Annotated in this window: 13 protein-coding genes and 1 riboswitch; of the genes, 7 read left to right on the plus strand and 6 right to left on the minus strand. The window is 71.5% G+C overall.

What is annotated here, in order from left to right:
* Window positions 1-98 precede the first annotated feature (98 nt).
* Genes C0010_RS06200 through C0010_RS06210 form a run of 3 tightly spaced genes read left to right on the plus strand, consistent with a single transcriptional unit; the run spans window position 99 to window position 8,026 of the window.
* A complete protein-coding gene (locus C0010_RS06200; protein WP_158685343.1) occupies window positions 99-1,451 on the plus strand; it encodes an RDD family protein in 1,353 nt (450 codons plus the stop codon).
* A gap of 12 nt (window positions 1,452-1,463) precedes the next feature.
* The gene (locus tag C0010_RS06205; protein WP_105566204.1) at window positions 1,464-6,272 is read left to right on the plus strand and encodes an FtsK/SpoIIIE domain-containing protein; all 4,809 of its coding nucleotides are present in this window, start codon (window positions 1,464-1,466) and stop codon (window positions 6,270-6,272) included.
* Window positions 6,269-8,026: an ABC transporter substrate-binding protein gene (locus C0010_RS06210; protein ID WP_105566205.1), complete on the plus strand. Its 1,758-nt coding sequence runs from the start codon at window positions 6,269-6,271 to the stop codon at window positions 8,024-8,026. Before C0010_RS06205 ends, C0010_RS06210 begins: the two co-directional genes overlap by 4 nt.
* 150 nt (window positions 8,027-8,176) lie before the next feature.
* Here C0010_RS06210 and C0010_RS06215 read toward each other — a convergent pair whose 3' ends face one another.
* Window positions 8,177-8,734, minus strand: coding sequence for a TetR/AcrR family transcriptional regulator (locus C0010_RS06215; RefSeq protein ID WP_105566206.1), 558 nt, complete (start codon window positions 8,732-8,734; stop codon window positions 8,177-8,179).
* A gap of 1 nt (window position 8,735) precedes the next feature.
* Window positions 8,736-10,391: an MFS transporter gene (locus C0010_RS06220; RefSeq protein WP_105566207.1), complete on the minus strand. Its 1,656-nt coding sequence runs from the start codon at window positions 10,389-10,391 to the stop codon at window positions 8,736-8,738.
* A 237-nt stretch (window positions 10,392-10,628) separates the two neighbouring features.
* Between C0010_RS06220 and fdhA the strand changes: the two genes are divergently transcribed.
* Together fdhA and C0010_RS06230 are read left to right on the plus strand one after the other, a co-directional pair.
* A complete protein-coding gene (fdhA, locus tag C0010_RS06225) occupies window positions 10,629-11,846 on the plus strand; it encodes a formaldehyde dehydrogenase, glutathione-independent (RefSeq protein ID WP_105566208.1) in 1,218 nt (405 codons plus the stop codon).
* A gap of 13 nt (window positions 11,847-11,859) precedes the next feature.
* Entirely contained in the window at window positions 11,860-12,264 is a 405-nt protein-coding gene (locus C0010_RS06230) for a GlcG/HbpS family heme-binding protein (protein WP_105566209.1), read from the plus strand.
* Window positions 12,265-12,412: 148 nt separating this feature from the next.
* Here the strand turns inward: C0010_RS06230 and C0010_RS06235 are convergent, their stop codons facing one another.
* Window positions 12,413-14,251 (minus strand): phosphoenolpyruvate carboxykinase (GTP), encoded by a 1,839-nt coding sequence (locus C0010_RS06235; RefSeq protein ID WP_105566210.1) that lies wholly within the window; start codon window positions 14,249-14,251, stop codon window positions 12,413-12,415.
* Window positions 14,252-14,362: 111 nt separating this feature from the next.
* On the opposite strand from C0010_RS06235, the gene C0010_RS06240 reads away from it, so the two are divergent.
* Complete coding sequence (locus C0010_RS06240) at window positions 14,363-15,820, plus strand: XRE family transcriptional regulator (RefSeq protein WP_105566211.1); 1,458 nt, start codon at window positions 14,363-14,365, stop codon at window positions 15,818-15,820.
* A gap of 351 nt (window positions 15,821-16,171) precedes the next feature.
* Window positions 16,172-16,963: a hypothetical protein gene (locus C0010_RS06245; RefSeq protein WP_105566212.1), complete on the plus strand. Its 792-nt coding sequence runs from the start codon at window positions 16,172-16,174 to the stop codon at window positions 16,961-16,963.
* 99 nt (window positions 16,964-17,062) lie between these two features.
* On the opposite strand, the gene C0010_RS06250 is transcribed toward C0010_RS06245, so the two are convergent.
* The 3 genes from C0010_RS06250 to glyA form a co-directional block, all read right to left on the minus strand.
* A complete protein-coding gene (locus C0010_RS06250; RefSeq protein WP_105566213.1) occupies window positions 17,063-17,830 on the minus strand; it encodes an LLM class flavin-dependent oxidoreductase in 768 nt (255 codons plus the stop codon).
* Between the two features lie 221 nt (window positions 17,831-18,051).
* Window positions 18,052-18,933 (minus strand): bifunctional methylenetetrahydrofolate dehydrogenase/methenyltetrahydrofolate cyclohydrolase, encoded by an 882-nt coding sequence (locus C0010_RS06255; RefSeq protein ID WP_105566214.1) that lies wholly within the window; start codon window positions 18,931-18,933, stop codon window positions 18,052-18,054.
* A gap of 153 nt (window positions 18,934-19,086) precedes the next feature.
* The gene (gene glyA, locus C0010_RS06260; protein WP_105566215.1) at window positions 19,087-20,385 is read right to left on the minus strand and encodes a serine hydroxymethyltransferase; all 1,299 of its coding nucleotides are present in this window, start codon (window positions 20,383-20,385) and stop codon (window positions 19,087-19,089) included.
* A 30-nt stretch (window positions 20,386-20,415) separates the two neighbouring features.
* A riboswitch (ZMP/ZTP riboswitch) is annotated at window positions 20,416-20,500 on the minus strand.
* Window positions 20,501-20,596 lie beyond the last annotated feature (96 nt).

The raw sequence follows: 20,596 nt of genomic DNA on the forward strand, positions 1-20,596 counted from the left end.
CGCGCGCCACGGCGGGGAACCCACGCGCACGGATGTCGCATACCGCCGTCCGCTGGGTAACGTTGACCCGTTCGCGACATGTATGGGAGGGGGTGCGCGTGACAGCGATCTGGGAGGTACCCGGTGACGAGAAGGACGTCGAGGGCCTCGACGCCGACGGCAGGCCGGACCCTGCATACGCGGCCGCGCTGGGCCTCGTGCCGGCGCCCGCGCTGCGTCGTGCCCTCGCGGCGGTCACCGACGTCGCCTTCTACCTGCTCCTGCAGGCGCCGTTCTGGCTGTTCACAGTGCCGCTGCTCGCGATGCTGCTCCTGCAGGAGATCAGCGTGTACGGGCTCGTCTCCCACCCGAACTTCCTCGTCGCCATGATCGTCGCGGGCGCGACGGTCTTGCTCACCCTCGCCTTCTGCATCACCCAACTCGTGCTGCACGGGCGCAAGGGCGTGACGATCGGCAAGGCGCTGTTCGGGCTGCGCTCCGTCAACGTCGCCACGCTCGAGCGACCGGGTTTCTGGCGCGTCGTGCTGCGGTTCCTCGTGCTGATGGCCGCGAGCATCGTGGCGATCGCGCTGCTCGTATTCCTGCTGTCCCCGCTGTGGGACTCGGAGCGTCGGGGCCGGGGATGGCACGACAGGGCCGGCGGGCTCTGGATGGTCGATGTGCGCCGCGGCCTGAACCCCTACGACGAGAAGCGGATGCGCATCGCGCGCAAGTCGGCGACCGTCGAGCGTGCGCCGGAGGCGGCTCCGCTGCCCTCGCTCGCGACGCCCAGGAGCGGGCACACGCCCCAGTCGTACCGGCCGGCGGGTCGCACGAGCGCGGGCGTTCTGGGCGTCGCGGGTCCGTCACCGGAGCGCGCACGACCTGCCCAGGACCCGTCGCGATCCGCCGAGCACGGCGCCGCACAGATCGTGATGAACGTACCGGACGGCCTCCTCGGCGCACCGCCCGCGCAACCGGCCCCGCTGCCGCCCGCGGCACCGATGCCGCGCTCCCGCGGCGAGCGCCCAGCGGCGCACGAACCGCTGGCGCCGGCCGCGCGTCCGGCAGCACCCGCGGCGCCGACCGCTGCGCGCACGTTCTCCCCCGCCGCGCCGGGGCCGCCCGCTCCCCGGCCCGCGTACGCGATCACCCTCGATACGGGGCAGCGCATCGCGCTCGCGGGGGCGGCGCTCGTCGGGCGCGATCCGCGCGCGCTGGGCGAATACGAGGCCGCGGCGCTCATCGCCGTCGCCGACGAGGGACGATCCATCTCCAAAACGCACCTCGCGGTGCGCGCGACCCCGCGGGGCGTCGAGGTGATCGATCTGCACTCCACGAACGGCACCTCGATCACCCACGGGGGTGCCGAGCACCCGCTCCCGCCCAGCCAGAGCGGATTGGCGCAGATCGGAGACACCGTGCGCTTCGGCGACCGGACGCTCACGATCGGCCGCCCCGAGACCGACTGATTGGTGTGAACAGTGAAGGTCAAACTCACCCTGCATCGCGACGCCGCCGACCCCGTCGACGTCGTCGTCACGGCCGACTCCACGGCGACGGTCGGTGATGTCGCACGGCACATCGCGGAGTCGGATCCGGCGCGCACGATCAGGGCGGAGGACGGCGACGTCGTGACGCTGGCGGTCGCTCCTCCCACCGCCGAGCGCATGGAGCCCCTGCAGCCGGACATTCCGATCAGCGAAGCCCCGATCGGGTCGGGTTTCGCGGCCTCGGTCCACAACCTGGGACCCGTCGGCACGGCGCTGTTCGAGGGGCGCGCGACGGTCGCGATGCTCCGCGCGGTGGACGGCCCCCTCGCCGGGCAGGACTTCGCTGTGCCGCGCGGCCACTCCTTCATCGGGCGCGCGGCGGACAACGATATCGTGCTGCCGGACGGCATGGTCTCGAAGCGGCATGCGCGGCTGGAGGTGTCAACGTTCGTCGAACTCGTCGACCTGAATTCGGCGAACGGGATCTCGGTCGACGGCGAGCAGGTTCAGCGCGTGCGGCTCGAACCCGGCCGCCCCTTCGTCATCGGCGGCTCCACGCTCGTCCTCCAGTTCTCCGCCGATTTCGACGCCTTCGCTCACGACCCGGTGCTCGAGCGGGGCGGCGGCCTGCTGTTCAACCGCAGCCCTCGCGTCGAGGTGCGGTACCCCGGCGAGCAGCACCCGCCGCCGCGCATCCCCGGCGAGACGCTGTCGAAACTGTTCCCGTGGGCCCTCCTGGTCGCGCCCATCATCACGGCATTCGCGATCTATCTGATGACCGAGCGCCCGCGGGCCCTGCTCCTGATCGTGATGACGCCGCTGATGGCGTTCGCGAACTACATCAACCAGCGCAAACAGCAGAACAACAAGTACGGCCACGAGCAGATGCTCTTCGAAAGGCAGTTCGAGAAGCTCGAGGAGACCTTCTACCTCGAGAAGCCCCGTGAGGAGCAGGCCCGCCGCGAGGAAGTGCCTCCCGTCGCGGAGGTCTTCGAGCACGCGATGCGCCTCGGGCCGCTTCTGTGGACGCGGCGACCCGAGCACTGGAACTTCCTCGCCGTCCGGCTCGGCACCTCGACGGCGCCTTCGCGCAATTCGATCCGCGAGCAGGAGGAGCAGGACGGACTCCCCCAGTACATCGACCGCATCGACCGCCTGCGCGAGCGCTACGCCGACGTGCACGACGTCCCCGTCGTGGAGACGTTCGCCGCGGCGGGATCGATCGGCGTGGCGGGCCCGATGAGCACGGCGGCGGACGCGATGCGCGGGATCGCCGTGCAGGCGTTCGGCCTGCACGCGCCGAACGAGGTCGTGACGGTCGCCTTCTCCGATTCCGCGTGGGTGCCCGAGCTCGAGTGGATGAAGTGGCTCCCGCACACGTCGAGCGAGATGAGCCCGTTCAAGGATCTGGCGCTCGCGGACTCCGCACCGACGGCGAACGCGCTCCTCAGCTCGCTCGAGGAGTACGTGATGCGCCTCGTGAAGGATCCGTCCAATCGCGGTCCCTTCGACGAGCTGTGGAACCCGATGCTGTACGGCACCGACGTGGAGCGCGCTGCCGGGGAGCACGACGCGCGCAAGCGGCTGTCGGTCGTTGTGGTCGTCACGAACGATGCGCCCGTCGACCGGGCCCGCCTCACCCAGGTGCTCGAGCTCGGCGCCGAGGTCGGCGTGCACGCCGTCTTCGTCTCCCCCACCGTCGAGTCGCTCCCCGCGACGTGCCGCAGCTTCGTCGACGTCACCGCGGGCCTCGAGCGCGCGACCGTCGGCATCGTCCGCACCGGCCAGACGTACGAGGCCCAGGTCGAGGGCGTGTCGAACGCGTACATGCACATGTTCGCCAAGCGCCTCGCGCCCGTCGTCGACGCGTCGACCGTCGTCCACGACGAGTCGGACATCCCCGGCTCCGTCAGCCTGCTCGCGCTCGTCGGCGCGGAGGTCGCCGAGGAGCCGGCGTCGATCATCGAGCGCTGGCACCGGAACAACTCGGTGATCGACCGCTCCGGCGAGCCGCGCCCTCGTCTGAAGAAAGCGGGAAACCTCCGCGCCGTCGTCGGCCAGGGCGCGAGCGATGCCATGACGCTGGACCTGAGGTCGCAGGGCCCGCACGCCCTCGTCGGCGGCACGACGGGCGCGGGCAAGTCGGAGTTCCTACAGGCGTGGGTGCTGGGCATGGCGAGCGCGCACAGCCCCGATCGCGTGACATTCCTGTTCGTCGATTACAAGGGCGGCTCCGCGTTCGCGGACTGCGTCGACCTGCCCCACTGCGTGGGCCTCGTCACCGACCTCAGCCCGCACCTCGTCCGCCGTGCCCTCACGAGCCTCCGCGCCGAGCTGCACTACCGCGAGCACCTCTTCAACCGGAAGAAGGCCAAGGACCTCCTCGAGCTCGAGAAGCGGCAGGACCCGGAGACGCCGCCGGCGCTCGTGCTGGTGATCGACGAGTTCGCGGCGCTCGCGGGCGAGGTTCCGGAGTTCGTCGACGGCGTCGTCGACATCGCGCAGCGCGGCCGCTCGCTCGGCATCCACCTGATCATGGCGACGCAGCGCCCCGCCGGCGTCATCAAGGACAACCTGCGCGCCAACACCAACCTGCGCGTGGCGCTCCGGATGGCGGACGAATCGGATTCGAAGGATGTCGTCGACGACGAGATCGCCGCGTCGTTCCCGCCCTCGCTGCCGGGGCGCGCCATCGCCAAGACCGGACCCGGCCGGCTCACGCCGTTCCAGTCGGCGTTCGCTGGCGGGTGGACGCGCACCGACGAGGTCACGACGGCCGACGTCACGGCGGCCGAGCTGCGCTTCGGGTCGATCACCCCGTGGCAGCCGGAGCGCCCCGCCGAGAGCGAGGCGCACGACGAGGACCTCGGGCCCAACGACCAGAAGCGGATCGTCGGCACGATCATCGCCGCGGCAGAGCGGGCGCACCTCCCCGCGCCGCGGCGCCCGTGGCTCGACGACCTGGCGCCCGTCATCGATCTCGAGGAGATCACCGCGGGCGGCGACAGCCGCATCGCGCTCGGTCTCGCCGACCTGCCCGAGCGGCAGGAGCAGACCCCCACGTTCTTCGAGCCCGACCGAGACGGGTCCCTGCTCGTCTTCGGCACGTCCGGGTCGGGGAAGTCGACGATCCTCAAGTCGATCGCCACCGCGGCGGGGATGGAGCCCGAGAGCGGCCCCGCGCGCGTCTATGCGCTCGACTTCGCGTCGGGGGCGCTGGGCGTCCTCGAATCGCTGCCGCACGTCGGGTCGGTCATCGACAGCGACGACACCGAGCGCATCCAGCGCCTGCTGCTGACGCTGAGCCGCGAGCTCGACCGCCGCTCCGAGGCCTTCGCGGCGGCCCACGCGTCGACCCTCTCGGAGTACCGCCAACGCGTCGATCCTTCGATGCCGCGCGTGTTCCTGCTGATCGACAACTTCGCGGAGTTCAAGAAGGACTGGGAGACGCTCACGGCCCGAGCGGGCTTCTACCGGGCGTTCCTGCGGATCCTCGGCGAGGGCCGGCCCCTCGGCGTGCACGCCGTCATCACGGCCGACCGCAGCGGCGCCGTTCCGACAGCCGTCGCGTCGAACATCTCGCGCCGCATCATCCTGCGGCTGTCCGACGCGAACCAGTACCTGATGCTCGGTGCGCCGAAGGACAGCCTCGGCGATCAGTCCCCTCCGGGGCGGGCGGTCATCGACAAGACGGACGTGCAGCTCGGCGTGCTCGGCGGCACGACCAACACCGCCGAGCAGTCGAAGCGCGCGAAGGAGCTCGGCGACGAGCTGCGCGCACGCGGCGCCGTCGAGGCGCCGGCCATCGGCGCACTCCCCACGAAGGTCGACTGCCGCGAGATGCCTGCGACCGTCGACGGCCGCCCGGTCTTCGGCGTCGCCGACGACACTCTCGAACCCCGCGGATTCGACCCGGTGGGGCCGTTCATCGTCACCGGGCCGCCGGCCTCCGGCAAGACCAACGCGATGAAGAGCCTCATCATCGCGATGGAGCGCTTCGACCCCGAGGTGAAGCTCTTCCACTTCGGCACGCGCCGCAGCGAGCTCGCCGACTTCCGCCCGTGGGTCCGCAGTGCGACCAAGGCCGAAGACGAGAAGGCCCTCGCCGTGGAGCTGACCGAGCTCGTGACCGATGAATCGATCCCGTTCCGGATCCTCATCGTGTGCGAGGACGTCCCCCACCTGGCCGACGGCGACACGGACCGCCCGATGCGGGCCCTCATCAAGGCCGTCGCCGACAGCGACCACATGCTCATCGGCGATGCCGACGTCGCGCGCGCCGGCGGCGGCTCCGGCGTCATGGGCCTGTGGAAGTCCGCCCGCCAGGGCATCGCCCTCAAGCCCGACGGCTACGACGGGGACAGCCTGTTCAAGGTGCCGTTCGGGCGCATCAAGCGCGCCGACTTCCCCGTCGGGCGCGGGATGTTCGTGCAGGCCGGTCGTGCGGTGCTGATGCAGATGCCGGTCGCCCACAACGACAGGCCGGAGCCCACCGGCGAACCCTTCACGCTTCCGGAGCGCGCGCCGGACCCGCAGCCGGACGCGCCGACGAACGCGACGGAGGCGGACGAACGCGCAGCCCGCCGCGCGCGCCGGGAAGCGCGAGCGCGCGCCCGCGCCGCGGCGGAGCAGGCGGCACCGGATGCCGAAGCGGTCGCGGGCGTGACGATCGCCGAACCGGCCGAGCGGGTCGCCCTCGAGCCGACGCCCGAGATGAGCCCCGAAGAGGCCAGGGCCGCACGTCGCGCCCGTCGGCAGGCGCGACTGGACGCCGCTCGCCGCGCCGAGGAGGTCGAGTGAAGCGGCGCGCCTGGTCGATCGCCGCCGCGGTGCTCGCGCTGACCCTCACGGCGTGCGGCGGAGCGCCGCTCCCCGCCTCCGTCGTGCCCGATTCGTCGGCGACGGTCGCCTGGTCGCACGGGGGCCTCACGACGCTGAACGCGGCCCTGTCGACGGGCGTCACGGGAGGAGATCTCGACGTCGCCCAGCTCACCCGCGCGCAGTTCGCCCGCGAGCGCCAGGGCGAGGTGACGACCGACCCCGCGTTCGGCGAGGCGACGATCTCCGATGATTCCGGGGACGGGCTGACGGTGCGCTACGACCTCGCGGAACCCGTCTGGTCGGACGGGATCGCCCTCGACGCCGCCGACCTGCTGCTCGCGTGGGCCGCCGGATCCGGTGCTCTCGCGGGCGAGGGCGGCCCCGGCTTCGCCTCCGCGGCGAACGGCCTGCGCCAGAGCACGACCACGCCGACGTTCGACGAGTTCGGGCGCTGGGTCGAGGTCGAGTTCGACGCTCCCGTCGTCGACTGGCAGACGGCGATCGACGTCGCCGTGCCCGCACACGTCGTGGGCCGCATCGCGCTCGGCCTCGACGACCCGATGGTCGCGAAGAAGGCCGTGATCGACGCGATCACACAGCGCGATGCCGACGCGCTCACCCGCATCGCCCTGGCGTGGAACGAGGGCTTCGCCGTCGGAGACGGCTCCTCGCCGGCGGCGGAGCTGTCGCTGTCGAGCGGGCCCTTCCGGATCGAGGAGGTCACGGGCGCCGCCGGAGCCGGCGACCAGCGCGTTCAGCTCGTCGCCAACGGGGAGTATGCGGGGGAGCCGTTCCCCGCCTACGAGCGCATCGTGCTGCAGCAGGCGTCCGATCTCGACCCGACGACGCAGCTCGGGACGGAGTTCGACGTCATGCAGGTGCGGCCGGATGCCGCCGATTTCGACGCCGTGCAGGAGCTCGAGCGCGACGACTACGGCAGGGCCGTGTCGAACCGCGGCCAGATGTGGGCGCTCGTCGCCCGCGTCGACGGCTCCCCCTCGCGGAGCATGCTCGCAGACCCGGATGCGCGGCGCGCCTTCCTCGCGGCCGTTCCTGCGGGCGAGGTCGTCGCGGAGGCGGCGGGGCCGTGGAGCACCGACTACGCGCCGACGTCGTCGATGGTGTTCCCGCCCGGTACCGACGGGTACGACATCGCCGTGGAGGACGCGGGGCGCGCCGAGGCGCTCAGCGTCGACGGCAACGCGGACGACGCGCGCCGGGCGGCGGAGGTCCCGAGGGGAGCGCGCGTCTGCGTGCTCTACGACACCGGCGTGCCGTTCGCCGGGCGCGCCTTCGAGGCGCTGCGCGACCTCGTCGGTGAGTCCGGATGGAGCGCGACGGACTGCGGCAGCGACGATCCGCTGGGCGTCGTCGAGAACGGCGGAGCGTTCGACGCGGCCCTCGTGCGGCTCCCCGTTCCGATCGAGCCCCGCGACCTCCGCGCGCAGTGGGGAAGCGACTCGCCCCTGAACATCAGCGGCGCGACGAGCGGAAAGCGTGATGCGCTGATCGACGAGCTCGAGCGAACGACGGACGCTTACGACGCCCGCGACACCCGCGTCGAGATCGAGAAGACGATCGTCGACCAGCTCGTCTCGGTGCCGCTCGCCATGGACCCCGTGATCACGCTCTCCGATCGCGACGTCGAGGGCGTGCAGCCGTCGTCCGGCACCCCCGATGGACTCGTCGCGGGCGCGACCGGGTGGGCACCCGTGGTGCCCACCGCCCCATAGCAGCCGAGTACTCTGCCGGGGTCTCAGAATCCGCACCGAACAGCGCTCTGAAAGTGCATAGTCTGCGACCTCGGCGATGATTTCGTGCCCGGATGGCGGCGCGCGTCGGCGGAGGGGGTCACGGGCCCGGAGGCGCCGCGGCTCGGAGCGTCAGGGGCGACGGGTCGCCTCGAGGAGGTCGCGCTCGAGCGCCTCGGCGTCGGCCTCCGCCAAGACGGCGCCCCACAACGGGGCTGCCGAGACGCCGTCGGTGGCCGCGACGACGAGGCGCACCGTGGCGGGCGCGAGGCCGTCGCCCATCAGATCGTCCCGCCAGCGGCGCCCGTCGGCCTCGCTGAGCTCCCGCACCGCCGCGACGTTCATCAGCTGAGCCGCCACGGCGATCATCTCGCGCGTGTCGTCCCCGACCGCATCGGCGAAGCTGACCCGGATGTACGCGCGAGCCAGGCGACCGGGCTCGCCCGCGGGCTCTCGCGATGCCTCGGCGAACACCGAGGCCCGGAACCGCTCGAACAGGCGGGTCGCACCGGCCGCGAAGAGGTCGTCCTTCGTCGGGAAGTGGTAGAGCAGGCCGCCTTTGGAGACCCCGGCGGCCTCGGCGACGTCCGCGAGCGGCACCTCGTGGCCGCGGCGCGCGACGAGCGACGTCGCCGCGTCGAGGATGACGCGGCGCGTCTCGTCCGCCCCGCGGCCCGCCGTTCTGCCCATGTCAGCCCACGCTACCCGTACGGGCACCCGGCGCTTCCCCGACCGGCGCGTCCGCAGCGGCCGAGGGGGCGCCCCCCTCGGCACCTGCAGCCGCCGTCGCCCCGTGCGACGCGTGCGCCGATGTGGGGCCGCCGATCGGCGCCCCGGCCCCGGGCACGCTCGCCTCAGCACCGCCCGAGGCGCCGGCATCCGTCACCGCGCCTTCCGAACCTTTCCCGGACGGGATCAGGCGCAACGCCACGAAGGCGCCCACGAGCATCACGGCGGCGCCGATGAGGGTCGTCGCCTGGATCGCCGTCACGAAGGCCTCGCGCGCGGCCTCGAGCGCGGGCCCGTCCCCCAGCGAGGCGGACGCGGTCGCCAGCGACTCGCGGACCGCGTCCGGGGCATCGACGGGGAGCCCGATCCGGTAGATCACCGTCGTGACGGAGCCCAGCACGGCGATCCCCATGGCCGTGCCGAACTCGTACGCCGTCTCGGAGATCGACGAGGCCGCCCCCGCCTTCTCCTTCGGAACGGCGGAGACGACGGCATCGACGCTCAACGTCTCGGAGACGCCGATGCCCAGCCCGAGCGGCACGAGCGCCAGCAGCACCCACACCAGCTGCTCCGCCCCCTCGACGAGCGCGACCGTGACGAGGCCGGCCGCCCCCACCGCGAGCGCGAGCGCGATGGCGCGCCCGCGGCCGAGGCGGGCGAGGAGCACGCCGACGAACGCCACCGCCACGAGCGAGGCGAGTGCGGCCGGCAGCTGCGCGAGCCCCGCTTCGAGCGTGCCGAGCCCGCGCGCCAACTGCAGGTACTGCGAGAAGAAGAACAGCACGCCGCTCATCGCGAATACCGAGATGAAGTTCACGGCGACCGCGCCGCTGAACGCCCCGTTGGCGAACAGCGATACGTCGATCATCGGTTCGTCGGCGCGGCGCTGACGCCGGATGAACAGCCAGGCGCCCACGACCGCCAGCAGGGCGGACGCGACCAGGGCCAGGTCGAAGCCGCCGGATGCGGCGTGCTTGATCGCGTACACGAAGGGCACGATCGCGAGCATCGACAGCGCGCTCGAGAGGAGGTCGATCGGGTGCCTCTCGGGGTTGCGCGACTCCGGCAGCACGGGCCAGCCGACCGCCAGGATCAGCACGATCACGGGCACGTTGATCAGGAAGACGCTCCCCCACCAGAAGTGCTCGAGCAGCGCGCCGCCGACGACGGGTCCGAGCGCGATGCCGCTCGCGGCGGCCGCCGACCAGATCGCGATCGCGCGCGTGCGCTCGGCGGGGTCGGTGAAGATGTTCCGGATGAGCGACAGCGTCGACGGCATCAGCGTCGCGCCGGCGGCGCCCAGGGCGAGCCGCGCGGCGATCAGGGCCTCCGGGGTGGGCGCGAGCGCCGCGGCGACGGAGGCGATGCCGAACGCCGCGGAACCGATCAGGAGCAGCCGCTTCCGCCCGATCCTGTCGGCGACGTTCCCCATGGTGATCAGCAGGCCCGCGATCGCGAACGAGTAGACGTCGCCGATCCACAGCACTTCCGTCGCCGTGGCGCCGAGGTCGCGGGTGAGCGACGGCACGGCGAGGTGCATCACGGTGGCGTCGACGGCGATCAGCAGCACCGCTCCCGTCAGCACCGCGAGGCTCACGTACTTGCGCAGCTTCGTCATCCGGAATCCCTCTCAAATAGACCGTCCAGCCGGTACAGTTTCGCGGACCGAGCTGGGCACCCGCTGTGCACGAACGGGTAGTCGGCGCCTACCCGTTCGGGTCTTGTCCGCCGTATGCCGAAGGAGAAGACTGCAACCGTGCCGGAACGCCCGGAGCATCACGCCCGGCGGGGCATCCGGGCTCTGCGGCACGCACGTCGACGCGGCGAGGACGCCGCAGATCGGAAGGCGCACCCCATGGCTGGAAACAAGGCTGTCGCATACAAGGGGCCGGGCGAGGTCGAGGTCATCGACACCGACTACCCCGAGTTCGAGCTGAAGGACGGGCCGGGCGTCAACCCGGCCAACGTCGGGCGGAAGGTGCCCCACGGGGCGATCCTGCGCACCGTCGCGACCAACATCTGCGGATCGGACCAGCACATGGTCCGCGGCCGCACCACGGCGCCGGCCGGGCTCGTGCTCGGCCACGAGATCACGGGCGAGGTGGTCGAAGTGGGCCCGGACGTCGAGTTCATCGAACCGGGCGACATCGTCTCGGTGCCCTTCAACATCGCGTGCGGCCGATGCCGCAACTGCAAGGAAGGGAAGACCGGCATCTGCCTCAACGTCAACCCCGACCGCCCCGGCTCGGCGTACGGATACGTCGACATGGGCGGCTGGGTCGGCGGCCAGGCGGAGTACGTGCTGGTTCCGTACGCCGACTGGAACCTCCTGAAGTTCCCCGACCGCGACCAGGCCCTCGAGAAGATCCTCGACCTGACGATGCTGTCGGACATCTTCCCCACGGGCTTCCACGGTGCGTACACGGCGGGTGTGCGCCCGGGCTCGACGGTGTACATCGCGGGCGCGGGCCCCGTCGGCATCGCCGCGGCCGTCGGCGCGCAGTTGCTGGGCGCGGCGGCCGTGCTCGTCGGCGACCTGAACCCGGATCGCCTGGCGCGCGTGCGCGAGCTCGGCTGCGAGCCCGTCGACGTGTCCAAGGGCGACCCGCGCGACCAGATCGAGCACATCCTCGGCGTGCCCGAGGTCGAGTGCGGCGTCGATGCCGTCGGCTTCGAAGCCCGCGGGCACGGCGCCGACGCGTCGCACGAGGCGCCGGCGACCGTCCTGAACTCGCTCATGGACGTGACGGCCGCCGGCGGCGCCCTCGGCATCCCCGGCCTGTACGTCACGGGCGACCCCGGCGGCGTCGACGAGGCCGCCAAGACCGGTTCCCTGTCGATCCGCCTCGGCCTGGGCTGGGCGAAGTCGCTGTCGTTCGCCACCGGCCAGTGCCCCGTGATGCAGTACAACGTGCGGCTGATGCAGGCGATCCTGCACGACAAGGTGCAGATCGCCAAGGCGGTGAATGCGACCCCGATCCCGCTCGAGGACGCACCCCGCGGTTACGCCGAGTTCGACCAGGGCGCGGCCAACAAGTACGTGCTCGACCCCAATGGATACATCAAGGCGTGAAGGAGAAGACATCATGAGCGTGAACCTCGAAGATGCCCGTCGCGTGATCGCGGCGGGCGAGGCCAGAGCAGACGAGATCGGCCAGCCGATGAACATCGCCGTCGTCGACGCGGGCGGCAACCTCGTCGCCCACGTGCGCCAGGACGGCGCGTGGATCGGCAGCGTCGAGATCTCGATCTCGAAGGCGTGGACGTCGCGCGCCTTCGACATCCAGACGAAGGACCTCGGCGACAACGCGCAGCCGACGCAGCAGTTCTTCGGCATCCACACCACGAACGCGCACGGTCGCGGCGTCGCCATCTTCGCGGGCGGCGTGCCGCTGACGAGGAACGGCGAGGTCGTCGGCGCCGTCGGCGTGTCCGGCGGAGGCGGAGACCAGGACCAGACGGTCGCGGAGGCGGCGGCCGCCGCACTCTAGCGACCGCTTCGGAACAGAACCCCGGCGGCCCTCCCGAACGATGAAGCGGCCCGTTCCCCCGGAAGATCGGAAAACCAAGGGGGAACGGGCCGCTGGGTGCCCACGCCGGCGTGCGGTCCGGGTGGAGCTGGCGGGATCCTGCGTGCGGTCAGGACCCCGCGGTCTCGAGACGGCGCCGCAGCGCCGCGAGCTGCTCGCGCAGCGCGGCCGGCACGCGGTCGCCGAAGGTGTCGAAGAACTCCTCGGTCAGCTCGGCCTCCGCCAACCAACCGGCGGGGTCGATGTCGAAGAGCTCCCGGATGTCGTCATCCGGGATCTCGATGCCGGTCAGGTCGAGCGCGCCCGGCTCGGGCAGCCCGCCGATGGGCGAGTCGACCACACCGGCATCGCCGCGCAGGCGGTCGGCGATCCACGCGATGACGCGCGAGTTCTCGCCGAACCCCGGCCACAGGAAGCGGCCGTCGTCGCCCTTGCGGAACCAGTTCACCTGGAAGATGCGGGGCAGCCTGTCGGCCTTCGCCCCCATCTCGACCCAGTGACCGAAGTAGTCGGCCATGTTGTAGCCGCAGAACGGCATCATGGCGAACGGGTCGCGGCGCAGCTCGCCGACGGTGCCTTCGGCCGCCGCCGTGCGCTCCGACGAGATCGTGGCGCCCAGGAACACGCCGTGCTCCCAGTCGCGCGCCTCGACGACGAGCGGGACGTTCGTGGCGCGTCGGCCGCCGAAGAGGATCGCATCGAGCGGCACCGCCTCCTCCCAATCGGGCGAGATCGACGGCGCCTGCGAGGCTGCCACAGTGAAGCGCGAGTTCGGGTGCGCGGCCGGGCGGCCGGCATCCGGGGTCCAGTCGTCGCCCCGCCAGTCGATGAGATGCTCGGGCGCCTCGTCGGTCAGGCCCTCCCACCACACGTCGCCGTCGTCGGTGAGGGCGACGTTCGTGAAGATCACGTTGCCCCAGAGCGTCTCGACGGCCGTGACGTTCGTCGACTCGCCCGTGCCTGGCGCGACGCCGAAGAAGCCGGCCTCGGGGTTGATGGCATAGAGCCGCCCGTCGTCGCCGGGCCGGATCCACACGATGTCGTCCCCGAGCGTCTCGACCTTCCAGCCGGGAAGCGTCGGGCGCAGCATCGCGAGGTTCGTCTTGCCGCAGGCCGAGGGGAACGCAGCGGCGACGTGGAACGCATGGCCGGCGGGGTCGATGACACGGATGAGCAGCATGTGCTCGGCCATCCAGCCCTGGTCGCGACCGAGGACGGAGGCGATGCGCAGCGCGAAGCACTTCTTGGCGAGGATCGCATTGCCGCCGTAGCCAGAGCCGAACGACCAGACCTCGAGGGTGTCGGGGAAGTGCGAGATGTACTTCTCATCGTTCGAGGGCCAGGCGACGTCATCCTCGCCGTCGGCGAGGGGGCGGCCGACCGAGTGCACCGTCCTGACCCACTGCGCACCCTCGGCGATGAGCTCGACGACCTCGTCGCCGACGCGCGTCATGAGCTCGATCGACGCGACGGCGTACGGGCTGTCGGTGACCTGCACGCCGATCTGCGAGATCGGGCCGCCGACCTTGCCCATCGAGAAGGGCACGACGTACATCGTGCGGCCGCGCATCGAACCGGCGAACAGCGGCTCCAGCGCGGCCCGCATCTCGGCGGGCGCCTTCCAGTTGTTGGTCGGGCCGGCGTCTTCGCGGCGCTCGGAGCAGATGAAGGTGCGGCTCTCGAGGCGGGCGACGTCGCCCGCGTCCGACCGCGCCAGGAACGAGTTGGGGCGCTTGGCGTCGTCGAGCCGGATGAGCGTGCCCTGCTCGACCATGCCCGCCAGGAGCGCATCATGCTCGGCCTTCGAGCCCGAGACCCAATGGATCCGGTCGGGTCGCGTCAGCTCGGCGATCTCGTTCACCCATGCGACGAGCTCGTCCATACCGGATCCGCCATAGGCCGGCGCGTGATCGGTGAGGTGCGCTGGCCTGGTTTCGGTCATCGTCATGGTGCTCCAATCGGTACGAACGGGTTGATATCTCCACTCTCGCCCCCAACGGCCGGTACTTATGACCGATTCCAGTGGCAAGAATCACCGATCTTTAGATAGGGTCAAGGAATGACTCCCACGACCGATTCGCGTTCCGGCCTCGAGCTCAAGACGCTCGGCCACCGCATCCGGCACCACCGCCTCGCGGGCGGATTCACCCTCGACGACCTCGGCGCGCGCGTCGGCGTCGCGGGGAGCCAGCTGAGCCTGATCGAGAACGGGAAGCGCGAACCGAAGCTCTCGCTGCTGCAGTCGATCGCCGAGGCGACGGGCACGACCGTGAACGACCTCATCTCCGGCGAACCGCCGAACCGCAGGGCGGCGCTCGAGATCGAGCTCGAGCGGGCGCAGTCGAGCCCCGTGTTCCGGCGGCTGGGCGTGCCGACCGTGAAGGTCACGAAGTCGATGAGCGACGAGACGATCGAGTCGATGCTCGGCCTGCACCGCGAGCTGCAGCGGCGCGAGGCGGAGGCGATCGCAACCCCCGAAGAGGCGCGCCGCGCCAACACCGAGCTGCGCCTCAAGATGCGCGCGAAGAACAACTACCTGCCCGAGATCGAGAAGCTCGCCGAGAAGCAGTTGGCGGCGGCCGGTCACTCAACGGGCGCGCTGACGCACCGCACCGTCAGCATCATGGCGCAGCAGCTCGGCTTCCAGCTGTTCTACGTGAACGACCTGCCGGAGGCGACACGGTCGATCACCGACCTCGAGAACGGCAGGATCTACCTCCCACCCGCTTCGATCCCCGGGGGCCACGGCCTGCGCTCCATGGCGCTGCAGGCGATGGCGCACCGCCTGCTCGGCCACACCCCGCCGACCGACTACGCCGACTTCCTGCAGCAGCGTCTCGAGATCAACTACTACGCCGCGTGCTGCCTCATCCCCGAGACCAAGGCCGTCGCCTTCCTGAGCGAGGCGAAGAAGGAGCGCAACCTCGCGGTCGAGGACTTCCGCGATGCGTTCGGCGTGACCCACGAGTCGGCCGCCATGCGGATGACGAACCTGATGACCGAGCACCTCGGCATGCGCCTGCACTTCCTGCGCGTCGGCGCGGCGGGGCAGATCGAGCGCGTGTACGAGAACGACGACCTGCCGCTGTCGGAAGACGTCACGGGCAGCGTCGAGGGCCAGGTCGTGTGCAAGAACTTCTCGGCGCGCGACGCGTTCGACCGGCAGAACCGCACGACCGAGCACTACCAGTACACCGACACGCCCGCCGGCACGTACTGGTGCTCGACCCAGACGGGGACGCGCGACGACGGCGCGTTCTCGATCACGGCGGGCGTGCCGTTCGACGATGCGCGCTTCTGGCGCGGGCGCGAGACGCAGAACCGGCGCGTGTCGACGTGCCCCGACGAATCCTGCTGCCGCAGGGCTCCCAGCGAGCTGTCCGACCGGTGGCGCGGCAGGGCCTGGCCGAGCGCCAGGGTGCACACGCACATCTTCACCCCGCTCCCCCGCGGGACCTTCCCCGGCGTCGACGACTCGACGGTGTTCGAGTTCCTCGACCGCCACGCCCGCACGTAGGGCCGGAGTCCGCCACGACGGGGCGGAGGGGCGCGCCCTTCCGTTCACAGGCGCGTTCCGATTGTGGCGTTGTCGATGAAAAGGACGTCATACCTCGACGACGACGCAAATGAACGGCGATCGCGCGTCGCACCCTGTGGAGAGAACCAGCGGCGGCGATAGGAACGCGGCAACATCGGGGGATGCGAAACCCGCGTCCCTTGCCATCGTCGTTGGCCGAGCACTTCTCCGTGAGCGCGGCGGCGCGCGGGCGTGGGGCGCGACCGACTCGGACGGGGTGATGTGACGGTGCCGTTCCGCGGCGCGAGGTCACGCAGTTCCCCCGCTTCTGTTGGTTCGCCGTCCCCGAGCGTGAGCGAGCGCGCCGACGCGATGGCCCGTGTGCGCGCATACGCGCAGATCATGCCGGAGCACGCGTTCTTCATCGGACCGACGGCCGCGCTCATCGGCGCTGCTCCGCTGCCCTTCGGTCTGCATCGGGAACTCCACGTCGGCGTGCTCGCACCCCGTTCAGCGCCGCGCAGGCCCGGCATCAGAGGGCGTCAGCTCCGGGTCGGCAGTATGCACAGGTACCACGGCCTGCGCGTCGCCGACGTGCCGACGACCTGGGCGACGCTTGCGACCCATCTCGACGAGTACAATCTCGTCACCGCGACCGACCACATCATCCGGATCCCTCGCTCACCCGGCGGCTTCCACGATCTCCCGCGCCTGGACCCGCTGACCGACCAGGCTGCCCTGGCCGCGATCCTGTCGGCCAACCGGTGGCACGGCGCGGAACGGCTGCGACGGGCACTGGATCGAGCACGGACCGGATCCTCGTCCCGACCGGAGACGTGGTTGCGCCTGACGATCATCGACGCCGGCCTGCCGGAACCCGAGCTCGACGTCGACATCTTCGACGGCGACGGACGTTTCGTCGCCTGCGCCGACCTCGCCTATCCGCAGCTGCGGATCTCGCTCGACTATGAGGGAGAGGGCCACCAGGAGCAACGCCGGTTCGAACACGACATCAATCGCTTCGCGCGCCTTGCCGAGATCCGGTGGGACGCCCTGCGGTTCACCTCGCAGCACGTCTTCCGCGACTCCGGCCTGGGCGTCGCGCGCATCCGCCGCGCGTTGGAACGCCACCACGCGACGTAGGCGCACTTCGATTGCGCCTATGTCGATGTTTCGCGCCGCGAACAGCGACAACGGCGCAACCGAATCACGGATGGCGTCCGAGCATCGCCGCGCGGTGCGCTACCCGCGGGCCAGCGGCAGGAAGGCGAGGTATTCGTCGAGGGCGTCCGTCGGGGTGATGGCGCGGAGCACGAGTTCGTCGACCGCCATCGTGTACTCGGCCAGGCGCGGCGCGATGTCGTCCGCGCCGGGTGCGGGCAGCACGGTGTCGCGCGCGCCGAAGCCGAGGCGCGCGAAGTGGCGCTCGTACGCGGGGAACGTCGCGTACCGATCGGCTTCCTGCTCGAGCCGGGCTCGGGCATCCGGATGCGCGTTCGCGCGCGCGTAGAGAACCGAGGTCGCGCCGGGGTTCGCGTCGTGCAGTTCGCGCGCCTGCCCCGCCGCGGCGCCTGGCGTCAGCCAGCTCAGCACGGCGGCGTCGGCGCGCTCGGCCGCGAGCGCCCGCATCTTCGGGCCGAGGGCGCCGAGCGCGAGCGTCGCCGTCGTGCTGGCGCGGAGCTCGGCGAGCGCGCCGCCTACCAGCGCGAGGGCGCCGCGGCGAGTCTGGCCCGAGCCGATGCCCACGGTCAGGCGCTCCTCCGGCAGGCCGAGCCGCGCGATGTCGTCGAGGATCTCGGAGGCGGGGCGCCGGTCGACCGCGATCACGCCGGTCGCGACCCGCAGCGTGTCGGACTCGCGCGCCGCCGCGGCCGCGACCTCGAGCGCGTTCGTGCCCGGCGTCTCGTTGATCCAGAGCGAGCGGAAGCCCGCCTCCTCGAGCCGCGGCGCGAGCGCGGCCGCGGTGTCGGCGCCGAGCGCCCCTGCGATGCCCAGTGAGACGGAACCCATACGACCACGCTACGCCCGTGACGCGGGCACGCGGGGCGCGGCACCCGGATGCGCGGCCCCCGAAGCCGACGGTGCCGACTCCGCGCCGACCCCACCGCCCGCGAGATCGCTCCGGCGTCAGCCTGCGAACGACCACCCGGCGACGATTGCCGCGCCTGGAGCACCCGGAGCGCCCGCGCCACGGCGCGGCGCCCGCACCGTGGCGCGGGCGCCGTCGCGCGCTACGCCGCAGCGCGTTCCGCCGCCTCGACCACGTTCGTCATCAGCAGCGCCACCGTCATGGGGCCGACGCCGCCGGGGTTCGGCGAGACGAAGCCGGCGACCTCTGCGGCATCCGGATGCACGTCGCCGTAGACCCTGTTCTTGCCGGTCTCGGGGTCGGTCTCGCGCGTGACGCCCACGTCGAGGATCGCGGCACCCGGCTTGACGTCCTCGGCCCTGATCAGGTGCTTCACGCCCGCCGAGGCGACGATCACGTCGGCCTGGCGCAGGTACTGCCCCATGTCGACCGTGCCCGTGTGCACCTGCGTGACGGTCGCGTTGATCTCGCGGCGCGTCAGCAGCAGCCCGATCGAGCGGCCGATCGTGACGCCGCGGCCGACGACGACGACGTGCTTGCCCCTGAGGTCGTAGTCGTTGCGCAGCAGCAGCTCGATCACGCCGCGCGGCGTGCAGGGCAGCGGGGTGTCGATCGGTGAGTTCACGTTCAGCACGAGGCGGCCGAGGTTCGTCGGGTGCAGGCCGTCGGCGTCCTTGGCGGGGTCGATGCGCTCGAGGACCGCGTCGGTGTCGAGGTGCTTCGGCAGCGGCAGCTGCACGATGTAGCCGTGGCACGTCGGGTCGGCGTTGAGCTCGTCGATCAGCGCCTCGACCTGCTCCTGCGTCGCGTCGGCCGGCAGCTCCCGCTGGATCGAGTTCATGCCGATGGCCTCGGACTGGCGGTGCTTCATGCCCACGTACAGCTGCGAGGCCGGGTCGGCACCGACCAGGACGGTCGCGATGCCCGGCGTGATGCCCTGCTCCTTCAGCGCCGCAATGCGCTCGGCCAGCTCGGCCTTGATCTCGGCCGAAGCGGCCTTCCCGTCGAGGATCTGTGCGGTCATCGTTGCTCCTTGGGTTCAGCGGGCCGCTCGCGCGGCCGAGTCGAATGGGTACGGCGGCGCCCGATGCGCGAGTGCGGCGGGGCGGCCGCCCGCGGCCCCGGAGATGACCGAGGCTGCGAGCGACCGCCGCTCTCCCGCACGGGCGGAAGGTGCTCAGACGCCTGCGTAGCCGGTTCCGGCGGCCTCGAGCCCCGGGTACAGCGGGAACGCGTCGGCGAGTGTCGCGACGCGGGCGCGCAGCGCCTCGATGTCGGGGTTCGGCAGCAGCGCGAGCGCGATGATGTCGGCGACCTCGGTGAACTCCGCGTCGCCGAAGCCGCGCGTGGCGAGCGCCGGGGTGCCGATGCGCAGGCCCGAGGTCACCATCGGCGGGCGCGGGTCGTTCGGCACCGAGTTGCGGTTCACCGTGATCCGGATCTCGTGCAGCAGGTCCTCGGCGGCCTTGCCGTCGATCGCGGCGTCGCGCAGGTCGACGAGCACGAGGTGCACGTCGGTGCCGCCCGAGCGCAGCGTGATGCCGGCGTCGACGACGTCCTGTTGGTTGAGCCGCTCCGCGAGGATCGCGGCGCCGCGGACGGTGCGCTCCTGGCGCTCCTTGAACTCGGGCGTCGCTGCGAGCTTGAAGGCGGTCGCCTTGGCGGCGATGACGTGCATCAGCGGGCCGCCCTGCTGGCCGGGGAAGACGGCGGAGTTGATCTTCTTCGCGACGTCGGCGTCGTTCGACAGGATGAAGCCCGAACGGGGGCCGCCGATCGTCTTGTGCACCGTCGAGGAGACGACGTGCGCGTGCGGCACGGGGCTCGCGTGCAGCCCGGCGGCGACGAGGCCCGCGAAGTGCGCCATGTCGACCCAGAGGTACGCACCGACCTCGTCGGCGATCTCGCGGAACCTCGCGAAGTCGAGCTCGCGAGGGTAGGCCGACCAGCCGGCGATGATGACCTTCGGCTTGTGCTCGAGCGCCAGCCGGCGGACCTCGTCCATGTCGACGCGTGACGAGTCGGGGTCGACCTCGTACGGGACGATGTCGTAGAGACGGCCGGAGAAGTTGATCTTCATGCCGTGCGTGAGGTGCCCGCCGTGGTCGAGCGACAGGCCCAGGATGGTGTCGCCGGGGTGGGCGATCGCGTGCAGCACGGCCGCGTTGGCGGAGGCGCCCGAGTGCGGTTGGACGTTGGCGTACTCAGCGCCGAACAGCGCCTTGGCGCGCTCGATCGCGAGCTCCTCGGCGACGTCGACTTCCTCGCAGCCGCCGTAGTAGCGGCGACCGGGGTAGCCCTCGGCGTACTTGTTGGTGAGCACGGAGCCCTGCGACTGCAGGACGGAGAGCGGCACGAAGTTCTCGGATGCGATCATCTCGAGGAATCCGCGCTGCCGGTCGAGCTCGCGCTGCAGGACCTGCGCGATCTCGGGGTCGACTTCGGTGAGGGGGGCGTTGAAAAGTGGATCGGTCATGCGAGCTCCCAGGAAGGTGTAAGAGGTGTTCGCATCGGCCCAGGCGCGCGGCCGACTGCCGTCTCAGTCGCTCCCCGGTGGTGACCCACCTCCGGCGCCAGTCGCGACACGAGAAGTCTAGCGGAGCGCGCCTGCGAACCGCCCCGCCCGCCAGCACGGCCGGTGATGAGCGCCGACGCACATCTGGGCCCCGGCGCTCGGCGCGGTCGAG

The sequence above is a fragment of the Microbacterium halophytorum genome (genome assembly GCF_002970975.1).
Lineage (GTDB): Bacteria > Actinomycetota > Actinomycetes > Actinomycetales > Microbacteriaceae > Microbacterium > Microbacterium halophytorum.

Excerpts from the sequence above, each read along its gene's own strand:
- C0010_RS06230 (WP_105566209.1), top strand. The coding sequence starts at position 11,860 with ATGAGCGTGAACCTCGAAGATGCCCGTCGCGTGATCGCGGCGGGCGAG.
- C0010_RS06215 (WP_105566206.1), bottom strand. The coding sequence starts at position 8,734 with ATGGGCAGAACGGCGGGCCGCGGGGCGGACGAGACGCGCCGCGTCATC.
- fdhA (WP_105566208.1), top strand. The coding sequence starts at position 10,629 with ATGGCTGGAAACAAGGCTGTCGCATACAAGGGGCCGGGCGAGGTCGAG.
- glyA (WP_105566215.1), bottom strand. The coding sequence starts at position 20,385 with ATGACCGATCCACTTTTCAACGCCCCCCTCACCGAAGTCGACCCCGAG.
- C0010_RS06240 (WP_105566211.1), top strand. The coding sequence starts at position 14,363 with ATGACTCCCACGACCGATTCGCGTTCCGGCCTCGAGCTCAAGACGCTC.
- C0010_RS06250 (WP_105566213.1), bottom strand. The coding sequence starts at position 17,830 with ATGGGTTCCGTCTCACTGGGCATCGCAGGGGCGCTCGGCGCCGACACC.
- C0010_RS06220 (WP_105566207.1), bottom strand. The coding sequence starts at position 10,391 with ATGACGAAGCTGCGCAAGTACGTGAGCCTCGCGGTGCTGACGGGAGCG.
- C0010_RS06235 (WP_105566210.1), bottom strand. The coding sequence starts at position 14,251 with ATGACGATGACCGAAACCAGGCCAGCGCACCTCACCGATCACGCGCCG.
- C0010_RS06255 (WP_105566214.1), bottom strand. The coding sequence starts at position 18,933 with ATGACCGCACAGATCCTCGACGGGAAGGCCGCTTCGGCCGAGATCAAG.